Source organism: Labrenzia sp. THAF82, from assembly GCF_009363435.1.
GTDB classification, from domain to species: Bacteria; Pseudomonadota; Alphaproteobacteria; order Rhizobiales; family Stappiaceae; genus Roseibium; species Roseibium porphyridii.
In genome coordinates this window covers 5,596,637-5,609,290 of the sequence record NZ_CP045354.1, presented here as the reverse complement: position 1 = coordinate 5,609,290, position 12,654 = coordinate 5,596,637, and the positions used below count along the sequence as shown (strand labels likewise).

Annotated in this window: 12 protein-coding genes and 3 pseudogenes; 12 read left to right on the top strand and 3 right to left on the bottom strand. The window is 53.9% G+C overall.

What is annotated here, in order from left to right; translation table 11 throughout:
* Positions 1 to 131 precede the first annotated feature (131 nt).
* A pseudogene (locus tag FIV00_RS25690) lies at positions 132 to 1,390 on the bottom strand (IS110 family transposase).
* A 138-nt stretch (positions 1,391 to 1,528) separates the two neighbouring features.
* Between FIV00_RS25690 and FIV00_RS25685 the strand changes: the two are divergent.
* A pseudogene (locus FIV00_RS25685) lies at positions 1,529 to 1,822 on the top strand (transposase); the annotation flags it as partial.
* 310 nt (positions 1,823 to 2,132) lie between these two features.
* On the opposite strand, the gene FIV00_RS25680 reads toward FIV00_RS25685, so the two are convergent.
* Positions 2,133 to 2,942 (bottom strand): hypothetical protein, encoded by an 810-nt coding sequence (locus tag FIV00_RS25680; RefSeq protein WP_152503389.1) that lies wholly within the window; start codon positions 2,940 to 2,942, stop codon positions 2,133 to 2,135.
* Between the two features lie 5 nt (positions 2,943 to 2,947).
* Positions 2,948 to 3,751 carry a hypothetical protein gene (locus FIV00_RS25675; protein WP_152503388.1) on the bottom strand — a complete coding sequence of 268 codons (804 nt, stop codon included), beginning with the start codon at positions 3,749 to 3,751 and terminating at the stop codon, positions 2,948 to 2,950.
* 270 nt (positions 3,752 to 4,021) lie between these two features.
* On the opposite strand from FIV00_RS25675, the gene FIV00_RS30460 reads away from it, so the two are divergent.
* The 11 genes and pseudogenes from FIV00_RS30460 (at position 4,022) to FIV00_RS25625 (ending at position 12,596) form a co-directional block, all read left to right on the top strand.
* Positions 4,022 to 4,147: a hypothetical protein gene (locus FIV00_RS30460; RefSeq protein ID WP_256366670.1), complete on the top strand. Its 126-nt coding sequence runs from the start codon at positions 4,022 to 4,024 to the stop codon at positions 4,145 to 4,147.
* A 272-nt stretch (positions 4,148 to 4,419) separates the two neighbouring features.
* A pseudogene (locus tag FIV00_RS25670) lies at positions 4,420 to 4,536 on the top strand (transposase); the annotation flags it as partial.
* Positions 4,537 to 4,827: 291 nt separating this feature from the next.
* Entirely contained in the window at positions 4,828 to 5,034 is a 207-nt protein-coding gene (locus FIV00_RS30615; RefSeq protein ID WP_152503387.1) for a hypothetical protein, read from the top strand.
* 15 nt (positions 5,035 to 5,049) lie between these two features.
* Complete coding sequence (locus FIV00_RS25660) at positions 5,050 to 5,361, top strand: transposase (RefSeq protein WP_152503298.1); 312 nt, start codon at positions 5,050 to 5,052, stop codon at positions 5,359 to 5,361.
* Positions 5,362 to 5,463: 102 nt separating this feature from the next.
* A protein-coding gene (locus tag FIV00_RS25655; RefSeq protein WP_371419554.1) for an IS3 family transposase occupies positions 5,464 to 6,617 on the top strand; the annotation gives its coding sequence in 2 pieces (ribosomal slippage) (positions 5,464 to 5,710 and positions 5,710 to 6,617; 1,155 coding nt in all).
* 791 nt (positions 6,618 to 7,408) lie between these two features.
* Positions 7,409 to 7,975 (top strand): tetratricopeptide repeat protein, encoded by a 567-nt coding sequence (locus FIV00_RS25650; RefSeq protein WP_152503385.1) that lies wholly within the window; start codon positions 7,409 to 7,411, stop codon positions 7,973 to 7,975.
* 38 nt (positions 7,976 to 8,013) lie between these two features.
* Positions 8,014 to 9,033, top strand: coding sequence for a hypothetical protein (locus FIV00_RS25645; RefSeq protein WP_152503384.1), 1,020 nt, complete (start codon positions 8,014 to 8,016; stop codon positions 9,031 to 9,033).
* Between the two features lie 39 nt (positions 9,034 to 9,072).
* A complete protein-coding gene (locus FIV00_RS25640) occupies positions 9,073 to 10,284 on the top strand; it encodes a hypothetical protein (protein WP_152503383.1) in 1,212 nt (403 codons plus the stop codon).
* 109 nt (positions 10,285 to 10,393) lie between these two features.
* On the top strand, positions 10,394 to 10,867 hold the full coding sequence (locus FIV00_RS25635) for a hypothetical protein (protein ID WP_152503382.1): 474 nt from the start codon (positions 10,394 to 10,396) through the stop codon (positions 10,865 to 10,867).
* A gap of 333 nt (positions 10,868 to 11,200) precedes the next feature.
* A complete protein-coding gene (locus FIV00_RS25630; RefSeq protein ID WP_152503381.1) occupies positions 11,201 to 11,659 on the top strand; it encodes a hypothetical protein in 459 nt (152 codons plus the stop codon).
* Between the two features lie 205 nt (positions 11,660 to 11,864).
* Positions 11,865 to 12,596, top strand: coding sequence for a hypothetical protein (locus FIV00_RS25625; protein ID WP_152503380.1), 732 nt, complete (start codon positions 11,865 to 11,867; stop codon positions 12,594 to 12,596).
* The last annotated feature ends 58 nt before the right edge of the window (positions 12,597 to 12,654 follow it).

Sequence of the window (12,654 nt, the reverse complement as noted above, 5' to 3'; positions counted from 1 at the left end):
AAATAACGGTGGACCACTTCAAAGGGGGAGGATCAGGTGCGCGTCACCGTCCTTAAGACGAGATCTTTGGGTCGTTGAGCAGAATGCCTGAACATTATCTACGAGGTCAGATGCCTGCCTCTACGGCCCGATCAGAGAAGGGTCCTTCTGCTTTCGATCACCCCTCAAAGAAGGGGCGATAGGGCTCGCCGCGTTTGATTATCCCGTGGATGGTTCGGGCCATCTTGGCGGCAATTGCGGTATAGGCCTTTCGGCGTAAATGTGTGTTTTGTCGATCCTTGGCGATGTAACGCTCGAACTTGTCCCTAAAGCTGTTGGTGCGTTGATTGATCGCGACCTGCCCAGCCATCCAAAGGGTGCGCCGTAATCGGGCGTTTCCGTATTTTGACAGCTTGGTCTGACCTCGGAATGTGCCAGACTGGATCGTCGCCAAGTCCATGCCACAGAACTTCAGGAACTGGCGGTGATGTTGAAACCGGCGTAGGTCTCCGGCCTCTGCCAAGATGGTGAGCGCATTGATGGCACCTATCCCGGGGATGGATGTCAGAAGAGTGTAGTCTGCGTTTTCCTTCAGCAGAGCTTCGGCAAGCCCTTCAATCTGATTGCGTTGCGCAATCAGGCTTCGCCCTTCTGCCAGAACCATCCGGAACATCTTTGCGGCATCGGAATCTGGGGCGATTGGTAAACCGACGGAGGTTTTGGCGGTCTCATAAATATCTGCGAGCAAACGCTCTTTTGAGACCTTGCGGCCAACAACCTCCCAAGCGTCGGCAATGAATGCCTCTTGGCTCATGGCAGAAATAAAATGCGGTGATGGGTAGCGTTCCAGGAAGGCAAAGAACCAGTCACTGCGTGAACTGCGATGAAAACGTTCTGCTTCGGGAAAATACAGCGGCAGATAATGGGTCAAAACCCGGTGCCAAAGCTCGGTCTTCGAGCGCGAGACAATGTCGTGGGTCTTGGAGAGTTCCTGAAGATCGTTCGTGCCGCACAGCACCGGGTCATGGTAGAACTGTTCGTTCCCGATTTGCATCATATGAAGAATGACCTGTGCGTCCTTCGGGTCGTTCTTGTCCCAGCTGTTGTTCAAGGCTTCACGGGTACGTGCCAGTGAAACCGAAGAGACAAGCTTCACCTCAAAACCTGCGCTTCCAAGCCTGTAGGCCAGGGCACGGTGATAATTGCCGGTGGCTTCGAAAGCGACACGAACAGGACGGCCATAATCGCGAAGCAGCGCGATCAAGCGGTTGAAATCGTCGAGCTGGTTCAAAACGGTCAGGCGGCGTCGACGCTTTCTGCCGGGAATGGACAGCAAGACTTCGTGGCGTGACTTGGCAATATCAATTGCCACCAGAACAGGCTCGGTCTGTGCAATACTGGCATCGGTCATAGTCGGTCTCCCTCGCGGTATGGTTTGGTGCAAAACCACTGTAGGGACCTGAGACCCGGCTATGATCACCTGCTCCGCAATTTGAGAGCTGCACAGGCAATCATAGCCTCTAAATCAACATCATTCCGAAGGTGTTATGGCCCGGAATTCGTTGTTCAAGCCGTCAGGGACTGGATCAACGCTGTGGGTGCGAAGACCGCATACATCGAACCAGGTTCGCCATGGGAGAACGGATACTGCGAGAGCTTCAACGTCCGCTTCCGAGATGAGCTGCTAGACGGAAAAACCTTCTACAGCCTGAAAGAAGCGCAAATCCTGATTGAACAATGGAGGAAACATTACAATACCAAGCGCCCGCACAGCGCCCTGGGCTACCGACCACCGGCACCAGAAACTATAGTCCGGATGGACCGCAGCCCAGTCATGCACTAAAAATCAAAACGGACCACTCAGGTGGGGCTGATCAGGATTTTAGATGTCGGCGGCAGGAAGCAGCTCGAACAGCATCAGGCCGAGTGTGGCGTTGATAAGATAGCGCTTGCGGTCTTTGATCTTTTTGTTCTTACTTGGCAGGCGAAGCGCAGAATTGCTGAGAGCCCGATTGGCAAATGCCCCGTAAATCTGAGATCAACTCTCTTGATTACGGCTCCGTGTTGCCCTCCAACATATGCTCAGCGTCGGCCGGAATCACACTTCCGGCCGGCTCTTATTAAGCTTTTTGATGCCTGCTCACTGAGCGTCATCAGGACAGGGATGTTCGCCAGTTGCCCTTGGCAAGCCAGAGACCCAAAAGACTGGTCGCTGCGAACATCGCGAAAGCGGCGATCAGACGCTGGTGTGACCAGTCAACTTCATCGGCAAAACGGGACATCTGGAAAAGGAGCAGAGGCAGCGGAAGGATCAGAAATGGAGATCCGATACGTGCTCTCTCGCGAGCGCCTTCCCAAGCCATGGAAACCATCATAAGGCCGAGTGCGACGATCCAGCCGGCCGTCGCCCGAGCCGTGAGGGTCGTCACCTCAAACGCATGATTGGCGGTAAAGTGCTCTGGTCGGACAAAAGAGTACAAGCCTTCAAGCGTAAACAAGCAGCCAATTGTACACAGTGCGAGACGCAGGGCCTTTCCCATGGGTTCAAGCGCTGGTAAGGACACTTGCCGGCGGACCTGATAAAAAAATAGCGCCAAAAAGATTGGCGGTGGAAGCAGGTAACTTGCGTACCAGAGCATAAAGCTGCCGGAATCGATCCGAAACTTGTCCCAGTGGATCCAGGTCGCCGCCAACTCGATCGACGTGAAGACGATGGCTGGCCATATGATTACCCTGACCATTTCCCAGCGCCGGGCGACCATCGCCAGAACGAAGATCGGCGCAACCGAGGCATAAAACGCCCCTAGGATAGCCGCCGTAACGGTTGGTTTGATGGTCCAGGCAAAATTCGAAGCGGTGTCTTGCGGTGCAAGGGTAATTGACAGGATTGCCGCGAGGCCGAAAAAAACTTCCGCCCCAAACCACAGACGTAGCGGCAGGGATACGCTGGATCCGGTATTCATCTTGTTCATCCTTTTCGAGAATTTTCTTTGCGTGCCATGATACCTGTCAGGACAAATCCCCCCGCGAGGCTCGAGATTACGAGGCAACCAAACCAGACGAGGGACGAGAGCCCCAGAGGTGTAAACAGGTTCGGATGCATCAGGCTTGCGGCAAGCGCAAGTAAAGGGAACATGGTAATACCGACTGCGGAAATGAAGCATTCGTCCTTGTCGGCCGCAGTCATCAAAAGAGTTATGGCCGCCAGTCCCAGCAGCGGACCACCATAGATCTGGGCCAGCATGAGGCTCAATTTCCATGGCCAGATGGTCACCATGTAACCGGGCATGAACAGCAGCTGCAGGGAAACGGCGAGAGCGAAGACGCCAACACCGCCCAGAAGAAAGCGGCTCAGTGCGGGTAGGGGAGAGCGCTCGCCTGAGTTTGTGCCCTTGCGGGCGCGCAGGATAAAAAACAGCCCGGCAGCAGGATAGACGGAATACGCAAAAAACCAGAACCATGTCGATCTCAAACCGGTATCAAATTGGTCGAGATAGAACAGAGTTACAATCCCAAGTGATCCGGTCCAGATTGTAGCGACTACAGTCGATAATCGGACCTGTTTTGCCTCTTGCGCGAATCCGGCGAGCAACATCATGGTTCCACCCGCCAGATAAAGACTGGCGACCGTCCGAGCATGCAGTGGCGGCAGCGTCAAGGGCACAGCCCAGGAAATCAGCTCGGGCGCGAAATATCCCATTCCTCCGACAAAGAGCCCGAATGAACAAACGGCGAAAAAATATATCCTGTGCGCGGTGGAAATTCTGTTCATGCGATCTCTCCCATTTTAGTCTCGGTTCCGGAATGAAAGTGTCGCCCAAACCGGTGTCTGCGGCAACGATCCAATGCGCCCGGTCAAATCCCAGTGACTGGTTGAAAAAGTATTGTAGGTCGATCCGGTTTGATAGCTGGAGGACTTTATCGTCAGCCTGTGATGAACACGGCCCTCCTGTTCCGTTCCCTGTTGTCTGCAGCCCGCGTTTTGTGAGCGCTTTTCGTTTTCGTTTCAGTCACGATGAGGAGATCATCCTGGATCTTTTGAGTGGGTGAAGTATCCATTTTCGGAGAAGCGCTCGCAATTGAGGAAGCCACAGTTACCAGGGCGAAGATGGAGATGAACAGCTTGCTCAACATGGAGCCGATTCCTTTCAAGCGGGACGATAGCTGACCGATGCCGCCACCCTAGACGACCGCATGCCGCCTGCCCTGTGCCGCTTGACACACCATCGAGTGCTACCCGATGTTTCTGGATACATCTATCCGCCAGTATGTCTTATGGAGTTGGAGTCGATCCATCAGGAGCCAAAGACGAGACAGCAGCACCCGGCGCACGAGAATGTGTCCTACTTATTCAGGGTCTTAACCCTTCGGTAATCGTCCCCAAAAACCAACGGGTTGAAAATTTGACTTCTCCGGCCTTTGATGCGCTTGGAGAACGAGATGAAGAAGTCACGATTTACGGAAAGCCAGATCCTGGCCCTTTTGAAGCAGGGCGAGAGTGGCGTTCCTGTTGCTGACCTTTGCCGGGAGCACGGGATCAGCAACGCGACCTATTACATCTATGGACAGCTCTCCCGATGCAAGGTTTTTGAGATCTGATCGAAGCCGGCATCTGGGTGCCAACATCTATCCGGCGTCACCAGAACGGTGCTGGTGCGCCCAAATGGGAAATCTGCGTGTGTGAAGGCCTCGACAAGTGACCGGCTTCGATGAGCCATTATAATACTCAGGTTCCCTTCACACCGGATTCAAACCAGTCGTCACATTTCTCGCAGTCTTGCACCTCTCTGCCGTGCCCCTCCTGTTTAAGCGGTACGGAACTCCGTGTTTTGTCGCAGCATGGCAAATATGATCCGCGCGTTCTTGTTGGCGATTGCGACGATCGCTTTGGCAGCCCCTCGTCGCTCCTTCTGCGGCAGGCGCCAAAGGGGGCAGGAAGGTCAAGCGCTCGGGCGTTCGCGCGGCGGGTTCGGCACCAAAATCCATCTGAAAACGGATCGGAACGGCCTGCCGCTTGGCTTTGAGCTGACCGGTGGCGAAGCCTCTGACAGCTAGCAGTTTACGGAACTCGTGGAAACCGGCCTCGACATCAAACATCGGGCCATCGTTGCCGACAAGGGCTATGGCAGCAACGCCAATCGCGAAGTTACGCGAAAGGCCGGGGCTGTCCCGGTCATTCCATACAAATCAAACCGGCGCGGCATTCCGAGGCACTTCGCCAAAGCGCTCTACCGGGGCCGCGCACGCATCGAACAAATGATGGGGAAGCTCAAACGCTTTAAACGCGTCGCCCTGCGTTGCGAGAAAACCGCCAGAAACTTCCGCTCCATCGTCGCAATCGCCGCGACCTTCATCTTGATCAAATCCGTCCACACGGCCTAAGCAGAATTTCACTATTGGTAAATGAGCTACTCCCCGGAAATCGGACACTGACGTAAGCTACAATTTGTTGTCTGCTGGTCTTCGAGAATTAGGAGATCAGAGATGTCGAAACGCAAGCGGCACGCGCCGGAATTCAAGGCGAAGGTCGCCCTGGAAGCCCTGAAGGGCGAGGAGACGGTCTCGGAGCTGGCGAGCCGGTTCGGGGTTCATCCGACCATGATCCATCAATGGAAGCGTGCCCTGCTGGAAGGAGCTTCGGACGTGTTTGCACGTGGCGGCAAACGAAAGCCCGAGATTGACGAGGACCAGGTGAAGGAGCTCCATGCCAAAATCGGGGAGCTGGCGGTTGCCAACGATTTTTTGTCCAGAAAGCTCAAACCTTGGGGCATGAAGTGAGGCGCGGCATGATCGAGCCGAGGCATCCAGACTTATCGGTCGGCAAGCAGTGTTCTCTGCTGTCGATCTCGCGCTCGTCTTTCTATTATACGCCGAAGGGCGAGAGCGAGATGAACCTCGCGCTGATGCGCCAGATCGATGAACAGTTCCTGGAGGCGCCGTTCTTCGGTGTCCGGCAGATGACCTGGCACCTAAAGAACGAAGGTCATCCGGTGAACGAGAAGCGGGTCCGGCGACTGATGCGGCTCATGGGCCTGATGCCGATCTACCAGAAGCCCAATACAAGCAGGCCAGCCAAGGGACACAAGATCTGGCCATATCTGCTCAAGGGATTGCGGGTGGAACGGCCGAACCAGGTCTGGGCGTCCGACATCACGTATTTACCGATGCGCCGCGGGTTCCTCTACCTGGTCGCGATCATGGACTGGTTCACCCGCAAGGTGCTGGCCTGGCGCATCTCCAATACCCTGGAAGCCGACTTCTGCGTCGAGGCGTTGAATGAAGCGATCCACAAATTCGGCGCGCCGGAAGTCATGAATACGGATCAGGGATCACAGTTCACCTCGTTTGCATGGACGGACCGGCTACGGCGGATGGGCGTGCGCATCTCGATGGACGGCAAAGGATGGTTCCTCGACAATATCTTCGTCGAGCGGCTGTGGCGTACGCTCAAATACGAGTGCGTCTACCTGCACGCCTGGGAAACTGGATCGCAGGCCAGGGCCGGTGTTCGAAAGTGGGTGGATTTCTATAACCAGAAGCGCCCACATTCAGCACTTGGCGGCAAGCCGCCTGCCGTGGTCTATTGGCAGCGCATTGAACAACACCAACCCGATCAGCAGGTGCAGAGAGTAGCTTAATTTACGCCAAAACCTGTCCAATGAATGGGGAGTAGCTCAGGTCTCCGGGTTTGTCCGCTTACCTATCGACGCAACGTTGCATATTCTGCAATTGCTATAACCTTGTGCGGGAGAGCGAGCCAAGCTTGTATCAAGACTTTTTGTATAGAGCTTCTTCCTGAAACGGCTTTTATTCGACGGAGTTTCAGGGCATGTTGTCCGTGAAACTGCCGGCAAGTCCGGGGCGCTGACCATGTCGCACTGGAAACGCTCAAGAGATGCGTTTTGTCTTGGGTCGTAGCCCAATCCTGCAGTGCTCAAAGCGGTTTTTTGAACGCGAGCCGTTTCGGTGATGGCATGTTTCTCCGGACGCAGCGACGTACCCGTTTGACCGTCTTCGAGCGTAAAAACTTGCAGTCAATGTGCTGTTTAGGACAATACGAAGCTAGCCAAAACTGGCTTGACAAGGGTGTTGAGACGTCTTGAATGTATAAAATAAACCGAAAGAAAGTTTAAAGTAGCTTCGGCGGGAGTGCAGATAACGGTCTCACTAATATCATGGTTAACAATGCATTTAGGCTTCAAAAGGCTGACAGTCAGGCGGAGCGTCAGGCCTGGAATTGCAAGCTCTACGATCATCGGTTGGCGTAATTTTTGCTTGCTACAATTGATCGGCACGCGGTGAATCCCGAAGCGCCGAAAAGCATGCAGATCTCTTTTTATGCTTCCTTGTACTATTCGACACACCTGCATCAGTAAAGGTCGTGCGACCATTGAATTTGAGCACGTAGGTTAATAAATAGGACGGAAAATTGTCGATTCTGGATTTCGAATGGACAGCGGTCTCAAAGGCTGGAGGGGCGATTGAGCAGTTACTACCCGTTCTTGACAATATGTTCGAGTCGCTCAAGGAGCAGGGGGTCCTAGACGACTCTACACATTCGGCGCTTCGATCTGGTATTCTTCCCAAATTTGCCTTGAGCATTTCCGATGCTGAGCTGGAGCGTCGTCTCAGGGAGGGGTACGACTTTCTCTGCGTGGGCGATGTTGGGAAAGCGGCTGTGAGTTTTGAGCGGCTATGCCGGCTGGACCCTTTAGAGGGTCGGTATCTTTATGCTCTCTCGACAACGTTCCAGATTCGCGGGCAATTCGAGGTTGCTGCTAAACTCTATGTAATGTCGATCGCTTTGGGTGTGGGTGGGGCTGATCCACATGTCCGTCTTGGCGAGTGTTTGATGGCCTCGAACGAGTTCTCCGAGGCGAAAGATGTGCTCGATCATGCGATCGAGCTTGCTGGGAGCGATCCCGCGCAATCTGTTGCGGAACGTCGTGCGCGCAAACTGCGGACGATCGTTTCGGGCAAAGTGCTGGCAAGTTGAGTCTGTAATCTACTTCTCGAGGATAAGGAAAGAAAAACATGGAAGAGCTGATCAAGAAGACCGAGCAGGTTGCAGGGCTTGCAATCGGCGCCGGGCTGGACGTTGCTAGGGGTGACTACTTTGGGGCTGCCCAACGCGTTGCGGTCGGCGTTGGTGCTGGCCTCGCGGCTGACGTGCCTTCTGCTGCGACGGCGCAAAGTTCCGCGGGGCAAGCAAACTACGTCGCTATCCTTGGTTCATTCTCGGGCCTTTTCGATAAGAAGGCCGATGCAGTAGAGGAGCGTGGTCAGGCGGTGATTTCCAAGAGCCTGGACGACTTCGCGAACAACATGGTCGTGAGTGCGAACAATCTGGTCGCGAAGTCCCGGACTGTCCTGGCGGCGAAGGTTGAGAAGCTGGAAAGCGTGATCAAGAAAACCGAGGACATGGTCCGAGAGCAGAAAAAAGCGAATTTCTGGTCAAAAATCGGAGCGGCCTTCAGTGCGCTTGGTGCAGTTTTGTCGATGGCGCTTGGTGCGGTTCTGTGTGCGACAGCCGTTGGCGCTCCGCTTGGTGCAATGGCGATGGCGGGTGGGGCCATGGTGTTGTCGGGCGTTCTTGGTGTGATCATGACGGCGGATTCCATCACAGCCTTGCGCAACGACGGCAAGGGTTTCCTGCCCGAAGCCGCGCAATACGCCATGATGGGGGCCATGCTGGTCTGTGCGGTTGTGTCCGTTGCCGGAATGTTTGCCGCGGGTGCCTCTGCGCTTGCGGAATCCGCGAAGCTAGTGATGGTGCTGGGGATGGCGACTGCAGCAAACCAGGCGGTCGGCGCAGTTACGTCCATTATTTCAAATGCCGCCACTATGAAAGCCGCGAACAGGCAGGCGGATGCGGGTCGTCTGAATTCGGACGCGACATTCCTCCAGGCTGTCACGGAACAGCTCAAGGAATACACCGATATCTTTATCAAGAAGTATGCCGAGGAAAGCCGGAGAATGAACGGATTGGTCGGAGAAAACCTGAAATCGCTCAATGACAATGCAAGAACGTACTCCAAAATGCTCTACGCATAAGTCCGGCCTCCTACAATTTCTGAAAGGTCAATTTTCATAATGGCTACACAAGTAATCAACGACAGCATGTATACAGAACATTTTACAGCAAACCAGATTGGGTCTGTGCCGCGCTCCTACGATACGCTCGCATCGACCGCATCCGCTGCGATGGGAGTTGCAAGGGCCAAATCAACCGCGCTCCCTATAGAAGCTGCGCTTCAATCGAAATTGACCGCGCATTTGCCGGATGCTTTGGCAGTGGAGGCTTCTGACGAGATTCTTAGCCGTCTCAAGGATTACCGAAAGGGTGTAAGCAATACGTCGGATCGAACGAGTGCGCCGGGCTCGACCTCTGTTTTTTCCGGGTCGGTTGCCGAATTCGATGCCGCGCGGCGTGCCTCAGCCGCGCTGGTGGAAAGCAACGCGCTGGATTGGAAATCTGCTCGCGACCAGCAGGTGGCCGATCATAATCTCACCGAAGGTCTAATGCTTCGCAAGTCGGTCAAGGAACGTGAATCCGCTGAAAAAGAGAGGAAATCGACGCTCATCCGGTCGTCTCTACAGATCATCGGCGCCGGCGTGACTATTATTGCGGCCGGCGTTGCCTTGAAATGGTCGTTGCCTTCTCAGTCGAGTAGTGCGTCTGGAAAGGGGATTGACACCCCGAATTGGTTGAAAGTTCCAGGAGGTGCCGCCACCGCGCCGACGCCTACTGGGGCAACGGCGCCGACGCCTACGGTGGCAACGAAGCCGAACACCACGCCAACGGCGCAGCCGACCGACGCTGTCGTGCCGGCTCCTGTGAACAAAGCCAATGCGTCTGTGCCTCGGCCGGTCAAGACCGCCGACGCTTCTGCCTCAAATACTACTCAAGCGAAGGCTCCTGTCGACGACGGCGCTCCGGGGACGGGTGGGGCAAACGGCAAAAACAGCGGTTCGGACAATTCGCTTGATGCCGATACCGCGCGTTCTTTTGAGCGGAGCGCCAAACTTCAGCTCATGGGGCCAGCGATCGGCGCTATTTCCCAGCTGATGAATGCTATGGGTGAGCTTTTGTCCATGAACGACCGCGAAGGGTCCAGACTGGCGACAGCCGATGCGACGGAGTTGGGGGCTCTGGCTGAAAAGATTCGCGGCGAAGGCGAATTCGAGCGCTCACATGCTCAGGCAAGGATTCAGAACGGTTTCGATCCCCTGGCAAAAGCGATCGAGGTGCTCAATCAGGTCAAGATTGACAGGTTGCGCGCGATTGCCAACCCGTCGGCCTGACGAGATAACACCATCCTCCCGCGCCCTCTTGCGGGGTTTCGGGAGGGCTGCCCGCTGGTTGATGGCGCCGGTTGTTTTGTTCGGCTACGCTGAAAGGACAAGCTTTAAGATGGTTCCAGCGTTCGACGAGGTTGTTTCCGATCTTTGCTGTCATCTTGAAATCGAGTTGCCCGCGCTTGCGGCCGGCGAATTTTTAGCGCTTGCGGCCGGATCAGAGCAAGTCTTGCTGAAAGATGGGCCGTGGGGGCGTGTGATTGAGCTTGAGGCGGAAGTCGGTTTTCTGACGCGTTCGGAAGCATTGGAAGTTGCCGAACTTGAGGGATTGCTGAAGGCCAATCTTGCTCAGAGCCTGCAGCGCGATGTGCTGGTCTGCCTAGGCGTGGCCGAGGGCATGGGGCCGCAGCGCGTGCTGGTGAAGGGCTTCTATCGCTATGATGAGACAGACATCTCGCGCTTGGTGCATCTGGTTTCCGAGGTTGCGTCGAGCGCGGAGGTGTTGAAGGGGCTTCTGTACGGAGCGGTGCGTGTTGGCGAGAACAAAACAACGCAGGAAAACCAAGGGGCGCTGATATTTCAGCCATAGGGTATTGACACATAAATTTGTACATTCAGGTTGTTCAGTGCAGGGCTGTATTCAAGACGCGTAAGTGCGGGAAGCCTGTCGTGTTCTCAAGCTATCACAACGTGGTAGACAGTCCTTTCTTGCACGATCTGGAGGACACAAATCGTGCATAGAAAAGCGGCGTCAAAGCCTTTGACCCATGGGAAAGCATAGATCAAAGGCTTTTTGGTGCCCGATTGACGCCTGAAAGCAAAATTTTATGGGCCCGTAGCATAGAGCCTTTCCTACTTTGAAAAAGGCGGAGCCGTGACACATTGGCGAGACGTGACGAACAATGAAGATGAGAGGAATGCAATGCCGTTGCCGGTAGCTCAAGTCGCTGGAAACCGTTACGAAGGCGCCGAAAACCAATTTCCGGAGGATATCGAGCTGGTTCTGGGTGTGGCGAACACCAGAGCCCGAGCGGGCAAGCTGTCTGATGCAATTTGCCTATATCTGCTTGGGGCGAAGATCGACCCTCTTAACTATCGCGTCCATCAGGGCCTGACCAACTGCTTGCTGATGCTTCGTCTTTTCGAACAGGCGGTCCCTTTCGCAAGTCTGATGATCGGCCTGGAGCCACGCAACCCGCTTGGATACTACTTTTCGGGCCTCGCTAGATTTTCATCAGGTTGTCACCAGGAAGCGATCGAGGATTTCGAAGCCGTCCTCAGCCTTAAAGATCAGGTCGCTGACAGGGCGATACTTTCGAAATCAGAGGTGCTTCTGTCTCGACTGAAGAGCGCTTGCGATCCGCATATCCGAGTCGTTTGATTGTTGGCTCATGTGCGAGGGGAGCATCTGTTACAAATGTAACAGCCAAGATATCAAAATCATGGCAACAATATATTCGAGAAGCTTCTCTCGCGAAATGGCGCCATGTCGCTGATGTAGACGTTGAAAAGCGTACCCAAAACATGGCGCAACTGTAATTCCATTTATTCGCTGCATACTCAGAAAGCAATATAGGGTCCAAACGATGTTATCAACTATTCAACTGAGCGTCCCAGTCCCTATGACGCCAAAGTCATTTCGCGACAAAGATTTGAGAGGAAAGGCTTCGCAAATTCTTGGGGGTTTTTTTAATTGCCCATCTACCTTGATACGAACGTGCGTTGATCTTAAAGACGATGTCTTATATGGATCGGAACTCAAAGAATATAAGACTTATATTCGCAGAAATGTGAAATTCCAGCTTTTAGATCCGGAATTCAAGTCTAATGAGCTTTCTCCAAAGCAGAGAGAAATACAAAAAAAGACGTTCCGTGACCGAAAACGGGAGTTAAATAGAAGCATTAAGGAAGCAAATAGAACTGCTCGTTCCACCCAGAATAAATTGATCAGCATAAAGAAAAAAGAAATTTCATATGTAAAAAAGGCGCAGATAGAGGCTTTAAGAAGCGGGCTCAACGATAAATGTCTTGCGAATAGAAGGGTGGCGATAAGAGAAAAAGCTGCGGCGCCTAGAGAAGCAGCAGAAGGAGCTGTGAATTTTTGGATTGATGCTAACAATCCAACTCGCGAAATGGCAGTTAAAAGGTTCAGCGGCGTTGAGAACGCTTATGTGACAGAAGAAGACGAAATCAAAAAAAATGAAGCCTACTCCGCAATGAATGTCGCATTTAACACGGCCGAGGTCGAAATTCTTGCACTGGTAAATGAGAAGTACAACTTGGTCGAAGCCGACAAAGACGAAGATGAGTCTCTCTAGCCTTGCGCTGTGTCTAAGGTCGTCATGTCGTGATTTGAATCATGACAGTCTTTCGCTT